Consider the following 18,924-nt stretch of genomic DNA (forward strand, 5'->3'; position numbering starts at 1 on the left):
CAGACCATTCAAACAAACAAACGAAATCGCCAATCCGCACACGATGCCCACATATGGCCACGGGCCCGCCGCCGGATTCGGGAGCCTGTGTTTCGCTATCCTGCGCTGCATGGTGTCACCCTTTCTCGTTCAACAATGTTCCCCGCCGGCCCAAGCGCCGGTCATCTCGTTCCTCCACACTGCGCGCATGCGTGAGCGCACGGCGCATATCCGTTCCATATAAAGGAGTGGTCACATGAAAACACCGGAAATTTTTCGCTTTGACGGCACACGTCCCTGCCGTCTGGATGAAATCGACCCTGCGGGCACCGGCCCGTTCCAAAACCGGGAGGAGATTCTGAAAACTTTTGAAGAAAACAAAGCCATCCTGGCCAAAGAACAGGAAAAACTCTACGCCCAGAAAGATTATACGCTCCTCGTCATCCTGCAGGGGCTGGACGCCGCCGGCAAGGACGGTGTGATTCGCCATGTGTTCAGCGGGCTCAACCCCGAAGGTGTGAAGGTCTGGAGCTTCAAGCAGCCCAGCGACGAAGAACTCAAACACGATTTCCTTTGGCGCACGCACACCCATCTGCCCGAACGCGGCCAGGTTGGCATCTTCAACCGCTCGTATTATGAAGAAGTGCTGGTGGTGCGGGTGCACGACCTGCTGCCGACCGAACATATTCCCCCGAACCTGATAACCAAGCACATCTGGGAAAAGCGCTACCGGGACATTTCGCAGTTTGAAGCATACCTGCGGGAAAACGGCATCCTGCCGGTGAAGTTTTTCCTTCACATTTCCAAAGACGAGCAGAAAGAACGTCTGCTTGCCCGCCTGGAAGACCCTTCAAAGAACTGGAAATTCAGTACTTCCGACGTCAAAGAACGAGCCTTCTGGAACAAATATCAGGCCTGCTATGAGGAGACCGTGAACCATACCGCATCCGCCGGCGCACCGTGGTACATTATTCCAGCAGACAAAAAATGGTATGCACGCTACCTGATTTCCCACATTCTCGTGGGCATCGTGCGAGACCTGCACCTGCAATACCCCGAAACCTCCCCGGAACAACAGAAAGTGCTGGCGGCCTACCGCGACCTGCTGGAACACGGCACCGGTGAGCATGCCTGACGGAGCCGCGACACGGTTGACAAAGCGGACCGCGGCTGCTACACGGAGTCAACCAATAATCAGCTGCGATATCATTTGCAGCATGGGAGGTATGCTTATGCCGACAGACATCCCCGCGGACGATTTTAAAGACTACGGGCAATTCCGCAAGCCCACCGGCACGACCGGGCTCGACGTTGTGAACGGGATGAACCGCAGCCATTATGACCTGACCACATGGGGCCTGGCGCATGTGCGGGTGCAGCCGCAGGACACTCTGCTGGACATCGGGTGCGGCGGCGGCATCACAGTGGAGCGCCTTGCGGTTCTCGCACCGGAAGGCACCGTCTATGGTGCGGACCATTCGAACGACTGTGTGCAGTGGTCCAAAGAGCGCAACCGCACAGCCATTGCAAACGGCCGGGTGCATATCCGGCAGGCCAGCGTGGAACAACTGCCGTTTGACAACGCCTTTTTTGATAAAGTATTCGCCGTCGAAACCGTTTATTTCTGGCCGAATCTTCCGCAAAATTTCGCGGAAGTAGCCCGCATAACCAAGCCGGGCGGGCAATTCGTCATCATCCACGAGGCCTATGCGTGCGAGCGGTTCCGGGACCGCAACCGGGAAACCGAAGCCAAGTGCCGCATGCACATTCCTTCTCCTGAGGAGGCCGTTTCCGGTCTGGAGCAGGCCGGATTCTCAAAGGTGGACGTGGATACGCTGGAAGACCGGAACTGGATGTGCTGCATGGCAACCAGATAAGGCCGGGTTCGCTGTCTTTGCAAACGACAAGCCGATATTTCACGATGGAAATATCGGCTTGTATCATAACGGTGTCTCCGCCTGCCGGCTCGACGGTTTCTCCGGTATCCATACGATACCACGGCCAAATGAACACCATATGAAATTTTTTAAAACATACCGGTCATGCCCCGCATCACGCGATGCCGCTAAAAACCGCACCGGGAAAACTGCTGTTCAGATCGTTCTGATGCAACTGCACCATACTGCCAGCCACCGCATTCCGATTCACAGAGCCGGCAAACACCGTCAACCCCAACTGCTGCGCCGTATACTGTGACTGCGCATACAACTGGGCTCTGCCGATGCCGCTCAGCGGCGGTTTCGAATCGATGCCGGTCTGGAAAAGCGACCGATAGGCCGGCAACTGGCTTTCAGTGTACAGCCCGGAAACATCGGCGTCCAGATTGGATACCGCGCTCAAATCACCGGTCTGCGCGGGCAGGGACAGCGCGGCCCCCAAGTTCTGCACACCCCATCTGCTTTTGCATCGCGGCGGCATCGTCCGAAAGACCATTGGCACAGGTACTGTTGTTGACAACCTGATAGGTATTCCAGTATAATCCGGCCAATTAGCTGACGGTCATGCTCTCACCTTCTCCCACACATTCATCATACCAATTTCCATATAAAAAAGCAAGGCTGTGTACGGTGCGCCATCCGTGTTCCCGGAGAAAACCCAAACACGCCCGTCATCACCTGTGCGCGTGCAGATATTGGCCCGCCAGCACGGCAGTATCATGCGCAAACGCGCCGGGCACATCGCCCTCCCGCAGTTGCCGGTCCAGCCGAAGCAGGCGGTGCAGCATCAGAAATGTGGGCAACTCGTTGGCCTCCTCGCGGGAAATCTTGCGGTAGGTGCGATAGCCTTCCAGCCATGCGCGCGTCAGCTTGGGCAGCAGCGGATGCAGTTCCATGCCGGAAACAGACGCCGCAAAATCATACAGAAACCAGCCGTATCCGCAGTCGTCAAAATCCAGAACCGCCACACTGTCACGGTCCAGCAGCAGGTTGGCCGGCCGCAGGTCCGCATGGATGAGGCCGAACCGGTCGGGCGTGCGCCCAAAACCGGCCAGCCGCTCCCGGACCACCGAAAGCGCGCCAATCAGCTCGCCGGCATCCGCCAGCGTTTCCAGCCGCGATTCGCTCACCGCTTCGCCGTCCAGCGTCGGGCGGGGCAAACGGCCCGCACAGTTCCAGAGAATGGCGTTCTGATGCAATTGGGCGGCCAGCCCGCCTAATTGCCGGAGCAGGGCAGCGAACGAGCAGGTATCCGCTTCGGGAGACATACCGCGCAGATAGCTGAACATCATGCAATAATAGTTCTGCGGCAGCAACGGATGGGAGATTTCGGTGCAGAACGAGCCGGTGCCGCTCTGGAGAGGCTGCGGCACCAGCAGGTTGGAATCGCGCCGGATCTCGCACATCCAAAGCGCCTCGGCAGCCAACTCCTGCTCGCTGCGACGCAGGCCGGATACGCGCAGCATCACGCGCGTGTCGCTTCTGGGATCTTCCACGATGTAGAAAAGATTATTTTTGCGGCAAAACGGGCGGCAATGCGCAGTTTCCGAAATATGATAGGCAGAGAAAACTCCCTTGAGCGACTCGGCCGGGGGCTCGATCAACAAAGGCATCCTTTCTTTCACCGGCATCTGTATCATGTCCATTCTCCTCCTGTTCTCATCCAGGCCTTGTTTGAAGATAGCAGAGCCTTGTCTGTTTCGGCTAAAAATCCGTCGGTTATTTTAAACAAGGCCCGGTGGAACCACGATGCTGCCCGCCCGCACGCCGACCCGACGGCTTGCGCCCAAAACACAAAGGCGCAGTTGCAAGCAAACACTTGCGACTGCGCCTTTGCAATCACGGCAGGACATCATCCTCACCGATTATACTTCAACACATCATTATACCATTTTGTTGTATTATAAACGAACGTGCGCGGCCTGTCAAGTCCCTTGCGGCTTTTACCGACCTTTTTGCAAAGCCACCCGCGTGTTGACAAGGCGGCCCGGCTCCTGTATACTGAAAAAAATCGTATAGGACAGTTCGGAACCATCCTGTCTCGAAACAAAACTACGGAATACAGCCGCCTGTGACACAGGCGGCTCGGGATGGCGCTGCTTTTCAGGCAGCGCCTGTTTTGTTGTATTGCGCTTCCGGCGGCGGGATGGGTTTCAAAAAGGAGAAAAAACATGAACGCATCCAGCAAAGCCAAAATCCGCGCCGTTACCACCGGCGCCGTGATTGCCGCGCTCTACGCGGCGCTGACACTCCTCTTCCAGCCCATCAGCTATGGCCCCCTTCAGTTCCGCATATCCGAAGTGCTGACGGTACTGCCGTTCTTCACACCCGCAGCCATCCCCGGTCTGTTTGTGGGCTGTATGTTTGCCAACATCGCCAGCTCGCTCGGTCCGGTCGATATTGTCGTGGGCAGCGCCGCCACCCTGCTGGCGGCCTGGCTCACCTATAAAATGCCGACCAAATGGCTGGCCCCGCTGCCCCCGGTGATCTGCAACGGCGTAATCGTGGGATTGGAACTCTATTTTGTCTTCCACGCCCCGCTGCTGCTGACCATTGGCTCGGTCGCATTTGGAGAAGCGGTCGTCTGCTTCGCCGGTGGCATCCCGCTCATGCTGGGCCTTGGGAAAGTGCAGGACCGCCTGTTTTCGCCCGCCAGGCATTGACTACCAGCCGATCGAGCCGGCGGCGATCTTCAGCATATTCCGAAACACGGCGGCCGGTTTTGCACGTTTGCGGCAAACTGCCCCGCTGCTCTCTGTTCAGTCTTCCCCTTTTTTCACCAGAAGATAGAACGTGCCGTCGTCAGCGGCCCGCATGTCCAGCACTGTGTGTCCCTCGTCTTCCAGACTGCGGGGCACATTCTGGATAGGCTCTCCGCCGTTGAGGTGGATCTCCAGCGTCTGGCCGGCCCCCAGTTCCTCCATGGCGATCTTCGTCTTGACGAAGGTAATGGGGCAGACCACGTCGGTGATGTCCACGAATGCATCCGCTTTGCTCATTGGGTTACCTCCTCCAGTCACTCAACCACCCCCATTTTTTCATCCTCCAGCAGCGTGATCGGTTCCTTTTCCATATGCCCCCCGCGGATATGAAAGCATCTCAGCACCGGCTCCTCGTCCATGAGAGAAAGGATGAGGTAGCGCAGCGAAGGATCGAACGCCAGGCGTTTATCTTCTGCCGAGGGCCTGGGGGGCGAAGACGGATGGCTGTGCAGGTTGCCCAGCAGCGCCCAGCCGTGCCGGCGCATATCCTTGATGGCCGCAAATTGCTCTTTGGGGTCCATTGAAAAGTGTTCGGGGCTCTGATCCATGTTGGTCAACAGGTAGATCCACTGTACGGTTGCGTTTGCTCCGTCCAAGGTGCCGCTCAACAACGCGCAGGCCTCGTACGGCAGGCCATTTTTTGCGTGAGCGAGAAAACGCGCCAGCTGCGTTTTCGGAACGTTCAGCATGGCTTTTGCCTCTCCGCGGCGCCTTTCAAATCACAGGGGGCCTGCCCGTAATCGGTCAGTCTGGTGATGGTAGGGTGCTTGCCGCAGACCGCGCAGTTTTCCACCTTGCCCAACTTGATCTTGCGGAACTCCATGCGCAGCGCATCGTAGGTGAGCAGAGCACCGGTGAGCAGTCCGCCCACGCCAAGAATATATTTGAGCGCCTCACTGGCTTGAAGGGTGCCGATGACGCCGCCCATCACACCCAGTACACCCGCCTGCCGGCAGGTGGGCACGGCGTCGGGGGGAGGCGGATTTTGAAACACACAGCGATAGCAGGGGCCCTGACCGGGCACATATGTCATGGTCTGCCCCTGAAAACGGATGATGCCCGCGTGAGAAAACGGTTTTTTCGTTATGACACACGCGTCATTGATGAGAAATTTGGATGGGAAATTATCGGTGCAGTCAAGAATGAAATCATAGTCCCGGTCTTTGATGATATCGAGGATATTGTCGGCGCGAATCCATTCGTTGTAGGTCACCACGTTAACATCGGGATTTATCGCATGGATGGTTTCCTTGCCGGACTGCACCTTGGGCTTGCCCACGTCCTTGGTCTGGTGGATGATCTGGCGCTGAAGGTTGGAGAGATCGACTTGATCGAAATCCACCAGTCCGATGGTGCCCACCCCGGCCGCGCCCAGATACATGGCCGCGGGAGAACCCAGCCCGCCGGTGCCCACCACCAGCACTTTTGCGTTCAGCAGCTTGATCTGCCCCTTCACGCCCACTTCTTTGAGGATGATGTGGCGTGAATAGCGCTCCATCATCTCATTGGTAAAATTCACAGACACTGCGCACCGTCCCCCATAAAATACAAACCCGACGACCTCTCCGTCCTGGACCGGATATATCTCAAACACGGCGCGGGCGGCATATCTGCCCACGGCCGCACCCGGCCGTCAGCCCGAATGCTGCACAGCCTGCACACGGGAGTCCGGCAGGGCCTCGGCCGCCTCCTCCAGCGCGAGCGCGGCGCCGCCTACCGCAATCGCGTCTTCTTCCAGGCTTCCGCCCCGATGGAACTTCACGCCGCTCTGCACCGCCCAGACCTGCTTTTGAGCCACGCCGGCCGCCGTTTCATAAAACAGATCGGACTGCCGGATAAGCGGCCCGCTGAGAATGACCAGACCCGGCCCGAGCAGGTTGATGAGGTTGGAAAGCCCGATGCCCAGATAGGTGGCGGCATGCCGCAGCACGCTCGCCGCCAGCGCATCGCCCTGCCGGGCAGCCGCGCAGATACTCTCCCATGTGACATCCGCAGGCAAATCGGAATGCTCACCCCTCGCGCGGCACTCTGCGAATTCAGACGTAACGGCACGGATAGTGGCATAGCAGTCCAAGCAACCGCGTTTTCCACAGGTACAGAGTCTGCCGTCCGCATTCACCACCATGTGGCCAAATACATCTTCCGCGTTTTGCGAAGTACGGATGAGCACGCCGTCTAAAAACGTGCCGGTGCGAATGCCCACGCCGCAGTTGACGTAAACCACACGCGGCACACCCCGGCCGATGCCGTAAAGCGCTTCAGCCAGCACGGCGGTATTGGCGCCGTTGTCCAGCGAGACCGGGCAGCCCAGGCCTTGGCGGAGCATCGACACCAGCGGCACATCTTTCCATCCAGACGCCTGAAAATACCGCGGAGAAAGAAGCACTCCGTCCGTGCGGGACATCGGCCCCACCGCGCCAACCCCGGCCAGCACGATCCGCCCGCCCGGAGTCGTGGCTTGATCTGCCAGCTCACGGGCGGTCTCCACGATCGTCCGCACCGTCCGCTCCGGTGTGGACTGTCCATCCATATGAAAACGGCGGGAGGCCCTCACGCGCAGTTTCAGGTCGGTAAGCACAATCTGCATGTAGGTGCGTGAGATATCCACGCCCAGCAAATAGTAATCCCGATCGGTCACGTCATACAGCGCCGGCTTGCGCCCGCCGGATGACTCGCCGAACTGCGGCCTCACCACCAACCGCAACTCCTCCAGCGGCCGCAGAAAGCGGCTGAGCGTCGTCAACTTGAGGCCCGTCAGCGCAAGAAGCTGACTTTTGGACACCGGGCCGAATTTTTGCAATGCGCAAAATACACGTTTTTCCTGTGGGCCACAGGTGGAAAACAGGTCGGGCAGCATGGGGATTTCCTCCGGCGCATCCAGCAAACCCGTTTGCCGGTGGCTGAAAACCAACCGGACAACCTGCCGTTTCGGATGCGGTATAAAATAAAACTAAGTTACTTTGTATACATGACTTTTATGCCTCTATTTTAAGAGAACCCTCTCTGTTTGTCAAGAAAAAACAAGTGGTACATAAAGATATAGCAGCGCCCATCCAACAAGGCGGATGTCAGACGGGAACCCATTTCTCAAACAAAAACCGGCCGTTTTCCGGCCGGTTTTTCAAGCAAATAAAGCATCCTCCATTACGATTCGGAAGGATGCGCGATAGATGACAAAACCTCTTCCACCGTTTTTCCGCTGGATTCAATCGCCTGAAGCAGTTCGTCCAACTGCACTCTTTTCTGCGCATCTTTCAGTTCTTTGATCTGGCTGTCCAGTTCCGCGATCTTTGCTTTATAATTGTCAATCTTCACTTGAAATTCCGCTTTTTTGGCTTCGATATCTGCGATCCGTTCCTCGGATGTTTTCGCCACGCCTCTTGCCATTAAAATCACTCCTAATAGATATTATTTGTTTACAGTGTATCGCACTGAAAAGAAAATGTAAAGAGCTTAAAGCAGATTTTTATCTCAAAACAAAAAAATATATTGACCGTTTGCCTTCTTTTTTCAGCCCATAAAAACGCCCCGCTTTTTATCCTATAGGTTTGCCAGCCGCTACGCATATTTTTATATAAGATAAATCGAAAACCTTCCATTTTCATATTTCTGAGCACGGGTCTTCGGATCTTTTATCGTCTGCACGGCTGCGCCCGATCCGCTGTTTTATAAAAGCGCTCAAAAGAAAAAAGGAGGTATAAAAACCTCCCCTTTTATGACGGTTCACCGTTTCGGCGCTCCTGTATGCATCCGCTTTCGCACATCAAGCGTGCACATGCCCAACGGTCACAATCTTGACGCCGTCGATCTTTGCCACGCGCTGAGCCAACTCCTCATACAGCTTTGTACCGTCGGCCTGCGAAAGACTCCCCTGATCTTGCATCGCACGAATCCGCTGCTGCTGTTTTTCCAGATAGCGCTTTTTCAGCGCGTCCAGATTGTTCGTCTGCTTTGCGATCTGCCATGGAGTCTGCTGCGGATACTGCTGCTTCAGATCTTTGACGCTTTTGCCGGAAAGATCGGCCAGCAATACGAGCGCGACACGGTCACCGCCAATATGGCATTTTTGGTGTTTTGCAGTGCCTGATCCGGGCGTCCCGGATGAAGCCGATGAAGACGAAGTTCCCGATGATGTGGGCGCGGCGGCTTTCACCGTGGCGGCTCCCGCCGGGAAAACCAGCGCCGCAGCCAAAGCCAGCGCAGCCGCACCTGTAACAAATCGTTTTTTCAACATATCGATACCTCCGCTGCCTTATAATCTTTTCGAAAAGATTCCCAGCGCACCGTTTAGTGTCCAGATGACGCAGGGCGGTCTATAAAAACAAAACGACCTCATCACATCACCGCCGGATAAAACCAAAAACACGTTTAAACGGCGTATGAAGAAAGTCGCAATGTTCATACCATCAACTTGGATGGCTCTATGATAGTTTGACCGGAAATACACAGCGCAAGCATAAATAATTCTGGAAAAACGGTATAGACTGTCAATTTATGATTTATTATGATTTATTTTGACTCAGTTTCCACGCGGCAATAAATTCATACGATGCGGGAGCCGAAAAACCGGGGTTCTGGAAATCCCAGCTTCCGCTCAAGCCCGCCTGTAACGCGCCCGCCTCAAAATGGCACATTGCGATACCCAAATCGACATATCGGATATCGCTCTCCGCCGCGTTCGCCTGCTCTTTGCCCCTGTCCAGATAAAAAGCCACGGACGTTTGGGAAAGAAGCAAGCGCCAAGGCTGTTTGTTCACCGCTGACGGCGCGAGCCGGACACACGAAAGCGGCACGGAAAACGCGCCCGCCGCCTGCTCGGAAAGAGGCGTTCCGTTTTCCGCATTGAAAAACAGTTTTTCAAATGGCTTCCGGTTTGCGCTGCCCGCCGCGCCGCGCACGATATGTTCCAGCAGGCGCATTTTCCCGCCGGGGTAACCGATCGGCAGCACGATGACCAACTGTTCCCCATCACCGGTGCCTGAAGCCTGCCAGAACGCCGTTTTGTCAAATGTTCCGCCCAACCAGCAGGCGCCGAGACCGCAATCGGTCGCGAGCAGGACCGCCTGCTCCATCTGATACCCGATCTGAAGGAACCCCGCCCGCAGGTCCTTTTTGGAAGTCACGGCGGTCAAAAACGTTTTGGCGCCGTGAACCATTCCATAGGTACCCAGTTTAATCGGTGTCTGCTTCACATGGACGGCCGTATAACGCGTCTCCGCTCCGAAAAGAGCCGTTTCACTTGTGAGCGGCACCATACAGGCATCCAGCGCCTGCGCATCCACATCCCGCGGCTGGAAGGTACGCACCGACCGCCGCATCACCGCCAGTTCTGAAACATCGTGTTGAAAATCGAGCTGCATGCCTCTTCCTCCTGTTTCATGTTCTTTCCCGGCCCGTATACATCGCTCTCTGCCACCTTTACAGGAACATACGCAAACACATCATGGGGACCAAAACCGTTCAGACATGGCGGCGGAACGTGGCCAGCAGAAATGGCGGCAGCGCCCAGATCAGCTGCAGCAACAGCGCTTCCAGCGGTTCCAGCATGCGGCCCTGCGCCAACAGCACAGCACCTGCCAGGACAAGATTGGCCAGCGCGCCGATCACCTGCATGGCCGCAACGGCGCGGGCGGTGCTGTCCAACCGCACGCATGCGACCACGGCGCGGACAAGCGCGACCGCGTGATCCCGTATATATAATGCAGCCCCGTCGTTCTCATCAGCCGACGGCAGCGAGAGCTCTTCTACCTGCCGGTGCGGCAACACCCGCACCATGCGTTTTTTCAGCCGGAACTGCTCCGCGAGCATTTCCCGGTTGATGTTCGCATCGGCTGCGCCCGCCAGCAGCCGCACGCCCGTGCGTGTCAGTCTGCGCAGAACGGTCCGCAGCTTTTTATCCGGTGTATATTGCAAAACAAAGAGCGCCGCCGGCACATCATCCACCACCAGATAGACGAAATCATTGCCTTTGACGGCATATTTGGCTTCCACTTCCAACAGCATCCGCCCGGTGAGGTCCACACGCTTCTGACGCAGGAGGCTCCGGCTGCCGAGCAGAATATGGCTACCGTCCACCCATGCTTCGACGCCCATCTCATCAATCACCTGCAGCCGTTCCACCGGCCGCAGGATCGTTTCCCCGCCGTCAAAAAGGCCCCGGATAGCGGAGGCTATGGACATCTGCGCGGCCGCCGCCACGCTGGCTGCCGCCAGCACGGCGTTTTCCACGCCGTGTTCGGACATGGGCCGGAGCGCGCAGATTTTCACCTGCCCGTCCGGATAGAGCAGCCGCTCGGGAAGAAACAGCGCATCCGCGGTACCAAACGTGCGCACCGCACCATAACCGGAAAGTGCCGCGCCGCGCTTTTGCAGGGCTTTTGCAGCAGCCAGAAGCGACAGGTTCACAGAAAAGCCCATCATCAGCGGCGCGCCCACAGAAGCAAACTCGGCAAAAACCAGCGCGCCCTGTTCCGCCGGGCGATGAAAGAGAAACACGACCGCACAGGCAGCCGCAGCCGCAATGACCAGCACCGCAAGCGCAAGCACCGACGCCACCCGTCCGGTCGGGATCTCACCGGTATCCTGCACATCCTGCGCCGGCGCCTGCCTGCCGGGCACCACAACATCCTGCACCCCTTCGGACGGACCGACCTCCACGCTTCGGATAAACGCACGGCGCGGCATTTCCATCTTCCGCAGCGCGACGTTGCCCGCCCGCGCCGCGCGGGCAGCCAACAGCCTCGATCCGGTTTCAAAAGTCAGACAGGCGCACGCGCTCAAAGCAAACGGCACCGCATCGGCCGCACCTGCGCCATGCAGTACGGCGGGTAAAAAGCCCGCCGCACCACCCAAAAAAGCAAGCGCCGCTGCGCCGGCCGTTTCCCGCCGCAGCGTAAACAGGGCGGTGAAGCCTTCCGCCAGTATCCGGGCGGCAAAAACACCGGCAAGAAGAAGCAGCGCGGCACCGGCCGCGGCATAAGGAACCGGCTGCTCCAGATACGCCAGCACGGACGGCAGCGGGTAATGGAACGTGACCGCGCAGACCAGCAGCAAAAAGGCTGCCAGAATGACCAACTCCGCCGCCAGACGCGCCGCAAGCCCGGCCGCGCCGCGCCGCGCGGGGGAAGGGAGTTCGTCCGCCTCCGCTTCCGAAACCGTCTGCGGCTTATCCGGAATACGCTCGATCTGCTCCGGCACGATTTCCGATTCTGCGGGCCGGTCCCCGGTATGTAACGACGCGTCCGCAGGCGGTTCGTTTGGCTCCGGTTCCAACGGCGGGGCGTCCTGTTCCCCGGGCACCGTCCGTTCCGTCTCCCGCTCGACCTCCACGGCCTGCGCGGCAGCCTCGCGTGCGGCGCGCTGCTTCAGCCGTTCTTCCGCCTCACGCTCCCACTGTTCCAGAGGGGCCTGCATCCGCCCTCTGTCGATCGGGTCCTCTTTTTTCATGCTTTACCACCTCCCGTACGGATACGGGTCTTGGCCGCTTCATACAGGACGATGCCGGCCGCCACCGAAGCGTTCAGCGACGTGATGCGCCCGCGCATGGGGATGGATACGACCACGTCGCACTTTTCCCGGAGCAGGCGCGAAATGCCTTTGCCCTCCGAGCCGATGATTACCGCCGCACCGCCGGAAAAATCCGTTTCATAAAACGGCTGCCCGTCCATATCCGTGCCGTAGACCCAGACGCCCTCTTTTTTGAGTTCTTCCACCGTGGCGGCAAGATTGGACACGCGGGCGACCGGCATGTATTCCAGCGCGCCGCTGGCCGCTTTGTCTACCGCCGCCGTCAGGCCCACCGCACCACGCTTGGGGATGATGACGCCGTGCGCACCGCAGCATTCCGCCGTGCGGATGATCGCACCGAGGTTGTGGGGGTCGTTGATCTCGTCGCAGATAACCAGAAACGGCGGCTCTCCACGCTCTTTCGCCGCGTGGAGCATATCGGACACCCCTACATACTCATGCGCCGCGGCCATGGCCGCCACTCCCTGGTGGCTCATGCCGCCGCAAATGGCATCCAGCTTGACGCTGCTTACATCTTTAATGACCACCCCGCGCTCCCGGCACAGCTCTACAATGCGGCGCACCGGCCCGCCGCTGTTGCCTTTGGCGATGAGTACGCTGTCCACCGGGCGGCCCGCACGCAACGCTTCAAACACTGCGTTTCGCCCCACCAGCACATCTTCCTTGCGTTTTTCCCGTTTATCTGTATACATCGGCAGACTCCCGTCCCGTTTTTGATCGATCAGGCGCGCGGCGCGCCCCTGTCCGGCCGCCGCGCATCGGATTCCATATCTAGTATACCATATTTAAGCGAAAGGACGACGGCTCTGCGGAAAATCTTCCAAATTGTTTGACGGTCACCTGCCGCCATCCGTCAGCCTGCGAACGGCTTCCACTGCCACGCGGATAGCAGCGCCCGAATCGTGCGTTTCGGGGTTGGAAAGCCCGGCCGCCTGCCGTTCCTGGTTCCAGACACAGGTGAGCACCGCCCCCGCACGCACGCCCAGGCAAGCGGCCACGGTAAAGAGCGCCGCGCACTCCATCTCGCTGGCCAGCGCGCCGCCTTTGATCCACGCCTGCCAGTCGGCCTGCAGGCGCTGCCCCACCGGCATCCGTTCCGGCTCGTGCTGCCCATAGAATGAATCCTTGCTCTGCACTACCCCCAGATGGCCGCGCAGGCCGGACTGCTCCGCAGCGTCCGCCAGCGCGCGCGTAAGGGAAAAATCCGCGACGGCGGGGAACTCCACCGGCAGATACTCGCGGGAGGTGCCGTCCATGCGGATGGCGGCGGTGGGCACAACAATGTCCCCGCCCTGCACCGCAAGCTGCATGCCGCCGCACGTACCCACCCGGATAAAGGTATCCACCCCGATGGACGCCAGTTCTTCCATAGCGATGGCGGCCGACGGTCCCCCGATGCCGGTGGACGTGACCAGCACGCGCTCGCCCGCCACCATGCCGGCCCAAGTGCAGAATTCCCGGTTGACGGCCACCTGCCGTGCGCCGTCCAGGCAGGCGGCGATCTGTTCCACCCGGCCTGGGTCGCCCGGCAGCAGCGCAAACCGCGCCCCATCCTCCGGCTTCAAATTTAAATGGTACATCCGCTCTTTCATGTGCATCCTCCGTTCGCATCGCGTGACAGGTTCCAAGCTCCACAAAACACATCGGGGGTGAACCCGCCGCCATACGGCCGTTCACCCCCGATAAACAGGCCCGCCTGCGCGGGCAAAATCACAGACTCCACATATAAGCTGCACCGCTCACGGCGTCTGCCGGCCGGCTCGACCCCGGTGCAGCACCAGCGCCCCGCAACTCATGCAAAAAGCCGACAGGGCGAGCACCAGAAACACGCCCACCCTGGGAAAGCCGGGCGTTTGCAGCCCATATACAAAAAAACCGGCCAACAAAATCGCCAGCAGAATGATGACGATGGAAAACACGCGAAGCATCCGGTTGAGGTTGTTCGATGCAATGGTCGCCAGCGTCCCGATCGTTCCGTCCAACAGCCTGCTGTAGGCAGCCGCCAGTTCGCCCGTGCGTTTCATCTCCGCCCGCACATGCTCAAGCAGCAAGCGTTCTTCCTCCGTCAGGGTCAACAGCCGGCCCCGCAGCAGGCTCTCCAGAACCGTTTCATTCTCTCGAAGCGCCATGGAAAAGCGGACTAGGGCCGTTTCTAGATCCAGCAGTTCCCGCAGCTTGTGGTTGCGTTTTGCACTGCCCGGCTGCTTTTCGAGATACGTCGTGATCTTTTCGATCTGACGCAGATGCCGCGCAAAACGCGCCGCCAAAACCTGCATAAATTGCAGCACTACACGGCCGTTCTGATTGGCTGCGGCGCCGAGACCCTGCACCAGTTCATTGACCGCCGGATTCTCCCGGCCGCATACGGCTGCGGCAGTCCGCCCGCTCAGAACCAGAGAAAGCGGAACTACCTCGAACCGCATGGCCTCCCCTCGCCTGTATGCGACCGGGGAAGCGCAAACAAACAGCACGGCCCCTTCAAACACTTCCATACGGGGCGTGGCATCCGCCTCCAGCGCGGCACGAAAAACGTCGCGGCCGGTGCCCAAATGTGCCGACAAACGGGATACCTCCGCATCCGTCGGCGTGACGGCGCTGATGAAGCGCACATCTTTTCCTTCGCCTGTTTCGGCCAAACGGTCGTCAGGCGCACGATAAAAACGCAGCATAACGCGCACTCCTTTCCGGAGGAGCGGCGTGTGTCAGACACGGCGGGCTCCCCCGCTCAATATTGGTTTGTAAACCCGAGGTCTTCGGCTTACAGGGTCGCCCACAGTTCAATCACCTCTGCTTTTTTATCGGATCGTGCGGTCCCCCCGGCGCCTGAGGCGCGAAAGATCCGGCACATTCGATCCATGATGAATAAGCCTACATTGTATTATAGCACACACATGCCTTTTTGGGAACCTGTTCCGCCGATATTTTATCAAAAAAAGCAGTATGCGGCAATATGAACCGAAAATTCCGGGAAAACCCCGAAATTCCCGGTCACATCCCCTGTTTTAGCGCGTTTTGATGTGATATTGCACGCAATCAGGTCACTGTTCCCGTCTGTGCCGCCGTCAGAGCATCCCTAAAAAAGGGTATGGAAAAGGCGCCGCAGCAAAGGCGGCGCACAGAAAATGCCAAATAGATCGGGGATTATTTGCGACGGTTGAAGATGCTCATGATATCGAAATACTCGTCATCCGCCGTATTGGGGCGGGAAGAAGGCATGCCGGGCTTCGCAGCGGACTGGCCGGGCGCGGCCTGCGATGACGCCTTGCCGGTTTCCGGACCGCGGGCGGCAGCGGCGGAAGCGGAAGCGGAAGCAGAAACATTCCGCACCGATCCGGTATCTTCCGAATCGAACCCCGTGGCGATTACGGTGATGTTGATCTCGTCATCGAGCGTGTCGGAAAGCGCCGCGCCCCAGATGATGTTCGCACCCGGATCGGCGGCTTCAGTCACCATGGAGGACGCGATCTCGACTTCTTCGAGCCCGATGTCGGCAGAAGCCATCACGTTGATGATTACACCGCGCGCACCGGCGATGGAGGTCTCCAGCAGCGGGCTGGAGATCGCCATCCGGGCCGCCTGCTCCGCCTTGTCCTTGCCCGAGGCGCGACCCACGCCCATGTGCGCGTAGCCGGCGTCCCGCATTACGGCGGTCACGTCGGCAAAGTCGAGGTTGACCAGCCCCGGCACCTTGATAAGATCGGAGATGCTCTGCACACCCTGCCTGAGCACATCGTCGGCCACCTCAAAGGCGTTGGCCAACGTGATCTTCTGCTCGGACACCAGCTTGAGCCGCTCGTTGGGAATGATGACCAGCGAATCGACATGTTCGCGCAGCGCCATGATGCCGGATTCGGCCTGTTCCATCCGCCGCCGGCCCTCGAACGCAAACGGTTTGGTCACGATGCCGACCGTGAGGATGCCCAGTTCCTTGGCCACCGCCGCGATTACAGGCGCGGCGCCCGTACCCGTGCCGCCGCCCATGCCCGCGGTGATGAAGACCATATGCGTGCCTTTGAGCGCATCGGCAATCTCGTCGCGGCTCTCCTCGGCGGCCCGCTGGCCTTTTTCAGGGTTAGCGCCCGCGCCCTGCCCGTGAGTAAGCTTGTCCCCAATCTGGAGTTTATGCGTCGCCTGCGACAGGATCAGCGCCTGCCGATCTGTATTAATGGAAATAAATTCTACGCCCTGTACATCGGAATTGATCATGCGGTTGACAGCGTTATTCCCGCCGCCGCCCACGCCGACCACTTTTATCTGAACAATATTGTCAATATCACGATCAAGCTCAAAAGCCATCTTTCTTCCTCCAAATCATAGGACAGGCCCATTATTAGTCTTATTCTACAGGTTTTTTACGGTCATTTCAATAGGGAATAACACAAAACGCCGGGAAACTATGTAAAAGCATGCACTTCCTGCCAACAGGCTTCTGCTCACCGCTTTTATGCGCCAGGCAACGCGGTTTTTCGTCCATTTTCATCCGCCCGCGGGGCTGAACACCGCCTGATTGCTCTGCGCAGCCTTGGAAACATCCAGCGTACCGGTATCGGATGACAGGAGCTGCTTGGTAAGCATATAGGCAGCGAACCGCAGCTTTTCATCAAGATCGGCCGACGTGCCGATCAGCACCGTGATACGGTTCTGATGGCCAAACGTGATCTGGAACGGATCGTGCACATCCACGGACGTGGCCTGCGGGATGCCTGCCGCCTTGACGGCGCGCAGCAGCATGACGGCGGAAGCCAGTTTGGCCTGTGCGGGTTTGCCCAGCGCCTGCCCCGGTGTCAGAGAGCCGACGTCCGGTCCGGTCACAGAGGGAACGCCGGGAAACGCCTTCAAATCCGCCGGGGTTTCCAGCACCTTGCCCTCCGCATCCAGCACGGTGTAGCCACCCGTCCGGGGCACGGCCGCGACCGGCACGGCCTTTGTCAAATGGAGCACCAGCGTATCCGGCAGGCGCCACGAAACGGACGCGGATGCGATATACGGCAGATTGGCCTCCAGCAGGCGCGCGGTCTTCTTTTTGTCCACCCCGAAAAGGCGGTCACCGACGGTCACGCCGCTCACCTGCAGGATTTTTTCACGCGGATAAGACGTCTGCCCCGTCACCGTGACCGCACCCACCGGTAAAATGAGCCACACAGCCGCGCCGGCGGCCACCGCCAGGGCCAGCAATACGCACACAAGCACCACCAGCCGACCGGCCCGTGAGAGTTTGCGCCGCTTTCGCCGGACCTGCGGTTTTGCTGCCGCGGCGCGGCGGCTTCTGCTCCGTGCGCTTTGCGGTGCGGGCCGGCGCCCCGACCGCCTTTCCTGTTCCCGTATCATCGACATCCTCCGTTGTGAAATACAGCCGGGCTATCCGTTGGCAACCGCCCGGTGGATCTGCGCGCCCAGCCGTGTCAGATCCTGTTCGATCGATGTGTACCCACGGTCGATATGGTGCAGGCCGGTCACCTCGGTGACTCCTTCGGCGGCCAGCCCCGCCACCACCAGCGCCGCGCCGCCGCGCAGGTCGGCCGCCACGACCGGCGCGCCGAACAGCGTGCCCACTCCCTCGACCACCGCCACCTTGCCCTCCAGTTTGATGGAAGCGCCCATCCGCACAAGCTCCGGCACATGCTTGTAGCGGTTTTCAAAGATATTCTCCACAAACAAGCTGTTGCCCGCCGCCAGCGTGGACATGGCCATCACCGGAGCCTGCGCGTCGGTGGGGAAACCCGGATACGGCATGGTGCGGACACAGCGCAGAGGCGACAGAGGATGCGCGCCCCGCAGAAACAGCCGGTTTCCCGCGATGCGGATAGCACATCCCGCTTCCAGGAAAACGGGAACCACCGGGCTGAGGTGCGCCTGCCGCACGCCGCGCAGTTCCACCTCGCCGCCGGTCGCGGCTGCGGCGGCCATGTAGGTGGCCGCCACAATGCGGTCCGGAATCACCGCATGTTCGCATCCGTGCAGGGCATCCACACCCTCGATCTCCACCACGCTTTCCCCCGCGCCGCGCACTTTGGCGCCGCAGCGGTTGAGGAAAGACGCCAGATCGGCAATCTCCGGCTCGCGCGCGGCATTGATGATCGTGGTCATTCCCTTTGCGGTCGCTGCCGCGAGCAGAATATTTTCGGTCGCGCCCACACTGGGGAACGAGAGCGCGATGGTCTCGCCGTGCAGCCTGCCCGTACAGTGGCAGTCCAGATACCCATGTTCCTCATGGATGACCAACCCCAGCCTGCGCAGCGCGGCCAGGTGCAGGTCGATGGGACGCGGCCCCAACTCGCAGCCGCCCGGAAATGAGATGTGCGCCCGGCCGAGCCTTGCCGCGATGGCGCCGAGAAATACGATGGAAGACCGCATTTCCCGCATCAGTGCATCGGGGATGCCGGGCTCCGTCACACCCGTGGGATCGACCGTCACCGTTCCCCGCTCTTTCCGGACCCGGCAGCCCAGATGCTCCAGAATCTTACAGGAAGCATCCACGTCCAGCAGGCCCGGGCAGTTATGTATCACGCAGGGGGACCCGCAAAGCACACAGGCAGCCAGCACCGGCAGCGCGGCATTCTTTGCGCCCTGAATGTCAACCGTCCCCCGTAGCTGCCTGCCGCCTTCGATCATCAACTTGCACATCGTCACGCACCCTTTCAGCAAATTGGGGCAATGCCCCCCGGCAATGCCATCATATGCCGAAACGCGGCGCGTGGTGCGGACGGGGATACCCGCAG

At 59.3% G+C, this 18,924-nt stretch carries 19 protein-coding genes; 3 read left to right on the plus strand and 16 right to left on the minus strand.

Features of this window, described 5'->3' with window-relative positions; translation table 11 throughout:
- The first annotated feature begins 235 nt into the window (after positions 1-235).
- Together ETHHA_RS10200 and ETHHA_RS10205 are read left to right on the plus strand one after the other, a co-directional pair.
- On the plus strand, positions 236-1,114 hold the full coding sequence (locus ETHHA_RS10200) for a polyphosphate kinase 2 family protein (protein WP_013485898.1): 879 nt from the start codon (positions 236-238) through the stop codon (positions 1,112-1,114).
- A 97-nt stretch (positions 1,115-1,211) separates the two neighbouring features.
- Positions 1,212-1,856: a class I SAM-dependent methyltransferase gene (locus ETHHA_RS10205; protein WP_013485899.1), complete on the plus strand. Its 645-nt coding sequence runs from the start codon at positions 1,212-1,214 to the stop codon at positions 1,854-1,856.
- Between the two features lie 175 nt (positions 1,857-2,031).
- Here the strand turns inward: ETHHA_RS10205 and ETHHA_RS10210 are convergent, their stop codons facing one another.
- Both ETHHA_RS10210 and ETHHA_RS14670 read right to left on the minus strand, forming a co-directional pair.
- Positions 2,032-2,367 carry a hypothetical protein gene (locus ETHHA_RS10210; RefSeq protein WP_137143886.1) on the minus strand — a complete coding sequence of 112 codons (336 nt, stop codon included), beginning with the start codon at positions 2,365-2,367 and terminating at the stop codon, positions 2,032-2,034.
- 223 nt (positions 2,368-2,590) lie between these two features.
- Entirely contained in the window at positions 2,591-3,556 is a 966-nt protein-coding gene (locus tag ETHHA_RS14670; RefSeq protein WP_013485901.1) for a phosphotransferase enzyme family protein, read from the minus strand.
- Positions 3,557-4,087: 531 nt separating this feature from the next.
- Here ETHHA_RS14670 and ETHHA_RS10220 point away from each other — a divergent pair.
- The gene (locus tag ETHHA_RS10220; RefSeq protein WP_013485902.1) at positions 4,088-4,579 is read left to right on the plus strand and encodes a QueT transporter family protein; all 492 of its coding nucleotides are present in this window, start codon (positions 4,088-4,090) and stop codon (positions 4,577-4,579) included.
- 96 nt (positions 4,580-4,675) lie between these two features.
- On the opposite strand, the gene ETHHA_RS10225 is transcribed toward ETHHA_RS10220, so the two are convergent.
- The 14 genes from ETHHA_RS10225 to murA form a co-directional block, all read right to left on the minus strand.
- Complete coding sequence (locus ETHHA_RS10225; RefSeq protein WP_013485903.1) at positions 4,676-4,915, minus strand: sulfurtransferase TusA family protein; 240 nt, start codon at positions 4,913-4,915, stop codon at positions 4,676-4,678.
- A 17-nt stretch (positions 4,916-4,932) separates the two neighbouring features.
- The gene (locus tag ETHHA_RS10230; protein ID WP_013485904.1) at positions 4,933-5,367 is read right to left on the minus strand and encodes a M67 family metallopeptidase; all 435 of its coding nucleotides are present in this window, start codon (positions 5,365-5,367) and stop codon (positions 4,933-4,935) included.
- Positions 5,361-6,197 (minus strand): HesA/MoeB/ThiF family protein, encoded by an 837-nt coding sequence (locus tag ETHHA_RS10235; RefSeq protein WP_041687512.1) that lies wholly within the window; start codon positions 6,195-6,197, stop codon positions 5,361-5,363. The genes ETHHA_RS10230 and ETHHA_RS10235 overlap by 7 nt, the downstream gene beginning before the upstream one ends.
- Before the next feature lie 114 nt (positions 6,198-6,311).
- Complete coding sequence (locus ETHHA_RS10240; protein ID WP_013485906.1) at positions 6,312-7,535, minus strand: ROK family protein; 1,224 nt, start codon at positions 7,533-7,535, stop codon at positions 6,312-6,314.
- Positions 7,536-7,822: 287 nt separating this feature from the next.
- Positions 7,823-8,065, minus strand: coding sequence for a hypothetical protein (locus tag ETHHA_RS10245; protein ID WP_013485907.1), 243 nt, complete (start codon positions 8,063-8,065; stop codon positions 7,823-7,825).
- Positions 8,066-8,441: 376 nt separating this feature from the next.
- Positions 8,442-8,912: a hypothetical protein gene (locus ETHHA_RS10250; protein WP_013485908.1), complete on the minus strand. Its 471-nt coding sequence runs from the start codon at positions 8,910-8,912 to the stop codon at positions 8,442-8,444.
- Positions 8,913-9,180: 268 nt separating this feature from the next.
- Complete coding sequence (locus tag ETHHA_RS10255) at positions 9,181-10,038, minus strand: nitroreductase family protein (RefSeq protein WP_013485909.1); 858 nt, start codon at positions 10,036-10,038, stop codon at positions 9,181-9,183.
- Between the two features lie 100 nt (positions 10,039-10,138).
- Positions 10,139-12,124: an HAD family hydrolase gene (locus ETHHA_RS10260; protein ID WP_013485910.1), complete on the minus strand. Its 1,986-nt coding sequence runs from the start codon at positions 12,122-12,124 to the stop codon at positions 10,139-10,141.
- Positions 12,121-12,897 carry a 23S rRNA (guanosine(2251)-2'-O)-methyltransferase RlmB gene (rlmB, locus tag ETHHA_RS10265; RefSeq protein WP_013485911.1) on the minus strand — a complete coding sequence of 259 codons (777 nt, stop codon included), beginning with the start codon at positions 12,895-12,897 and terminating at the stop codon, positions 12,121-12,123. The genes ETHHA_RS10260 and rlmB overlap by 4 nt, the downstream gene beginning before the upstream one ends.
- A 144-nt stretch (positions 12,898-13,041) precedes the next feature.
- On the minus strand, positions 13,042-13,803 hold the full coding sequence (udp, locus tag ETHHA_RS10270) for a uridine phosphorylase (protein WP_041686817.1): 762 nt from the start codon (positions 13,801-13,803) through the stop codon (positions 13,042-13,044).
- A 141-nt stretch (positions 13,804-13,944) separates the two neighbouring features.
- Positions 13,945-14,874 (minus strand): CorA family divalent cation transporter, encoded by a 930-nt coding sequence (locus tag ETHHA_RS10275; RefSeq protein WP_013485913.1) that lies wholly within the window; start codon positions 14,872-14,874, stop codon positions 13,945-13,947.
- 472 nt (positions 14,875-15,346) lie between these two features.
- A complete protein-coding gene (ftsZ, locus tag ETHHA_RS10280) occupies positions 15,347-16,501 on the minus strand; it encodes a cell division protein FtsZ (RefSeq protein ID WP_013485914.1) in 1,155 nt (384 codons plus the stop codon).
- A 180-nt stretch (positions 16,502-16,681) separates the two neighbouring features.
- A complete protein-coding gene (locus ETHHA_RS10285; RefSeq protein ID WP_159033369.1) occupies positions 16,682-17,389 on the minus strand; it encodes a cell division protein FtsQ/DivIB in 708 nt (235 codons plus the stop codon).
- Between the two features lie 174 nt (positions 17,390-17,563).
- Positions 17,564-18,829: a UDP-N-acetylglucosamine 1-carboxyvinyltransferase gene (gene murA, locus ETHHA_RS10290; RefSeq protein WP_013485916.1), complete on the minus strand. Its 1,266-nt coding sequence runs from the start codon at positions 18,827-18,829 to the stop codon at positions 17,564-17,566.
- Between the last annotated feature and the right edge of the window lie 95 nt (positions 18,830-18,924).

It is taken from the genome of Ethanoligenens harbinense YUAN-3 (genome assembly GCF_000178115.2).
GTDB lineage: Bacteria > Bacillota > Clostridia > Oscillospirales > Ethanoligenentaceae > Ethanoligenens > Ethanoligenens harbinense.

What these genes read in the sequence shown, in the direction of transcription:
- rlmB (WP_013485911.1), bottom strand. Translation starts at nt 12,897, where the DNA reads ATGTATACAGATAAACGGGAAAAACGCAAGGAAGATGTGCTGGTGGGG.
- ftsZ (WP_013485914.1), bottom strand. Translation starts at nt 16,501, where the DNA reads ATGGCTTTTGAGCTTGATCGTGATATTGACAATATTGTTCAGATAAAA.
- ETHHA_RS10240 (WP_013485906.1), bottom strand. Translation starts at nt 7,535, where the DNA reads ATGCTGCCCGACCTGTTTTCCACCTGTGGCCCACAGGAAAAACGTGTA.
- murA (WP_013485916.1), bottom strand. Translation starts at nt 18,829, where the DNA reads ATGTGCAAGTTGATGATCGAAGGCGGCAGGCAGCTACGGGGGACGGTT.
- ETHHA_RS10230 (WP_013485904.1), bottom strand. Translation starts at nt 5,367, where the DNA reads ATGCTGAACGTTCCGAAAACGCAGCTGGCGCGTTTTCTCGCTCACGCA.
- ETHHA_RS10250 (WP_013485908.1), bottom strand. Translation starts at nt 8,912, where the DNA reads ATGTTGAAAAAACGATTTGTTACAGGTGCGGCTGCGCTGGCTTTGGCT.
- ETHHA_RS10255 (WP_013485909.1), bottom strand. Translation starts at nt 10,038, where the DNA reads ATGCAGCTCGATTTTCAACACGATGTTTCAGAACTGGCGGTGATGCGG.
- ETHHA_RS10220 (WP_013485902.1), top strand. Translation starts at nt 4,088, where the DNA reads ATGAACGCATCCAGCAAAGCCAAAATCCGCGCCGTTACCACCGGCGCC.
- ETHHA_RS10200 (WP_013485898.1), top strand. Translation starts at nt 236, where the DNA reads ATGAAAACACCGGAAATTTTTCGCTTTGACGGCACACGTCCCTGCCGT.
- ETHHA_RS10225 (WP_013485903.1), bottom strand. Translation starts at nt 4,915, where the DNA reads ATGAGCAAAGCGGATGCATTCGTGGACATCACCGACGTGGTCTGCCCC.
- ETHHA_RS14670 (WP_013485901.1), bottom strand. Translation starts at nt 3,556, where the DNA reads ATGATACAGATGCCGGTGAAAGAAAGGATGCCTTTGTTGATCGAGCCC.
- ETHHA_RS10245 (WP_013485907.1), bottom strand. Translation starts at nt 8,065, where the DNA reads ATGGCAAGAGGCGTGGCGAAAACATCCGAGGAACGGATCGCAGATATC.
- udp (WP_041686817.1), bottom strand. Translation starts at nt 13,803, where the DNA reads ATGCACATGAAAGAGCGGATGTACCATTTAAATTTGAAGCCGGAGGAT.
- ETHHA_RS10260 (WP_013485910.1), bottom strand. Translation starts at nt 12,124, where the DNA reads ATGAAAAAAGAGGACCCGATCGACAGAGGGCGGATGCAGGCCCCTCTG.
- ETHHA_RS10205 (WP_013485899.1), top strand. Translation starts at nt 1,212, where the DNA reads ATGCCGACAGACATCCCCGCGGACGATTTTAAAGACTACGGGCAATTC.
- ETHHA_RS10275 (WP_013485913.1), bottom strand. Translation starts at nt 14,874, where the DNA reads ATGCTGCGTTTTTATCGTGCGCCTGACGACCGTTTGGCCGAAACAGGC.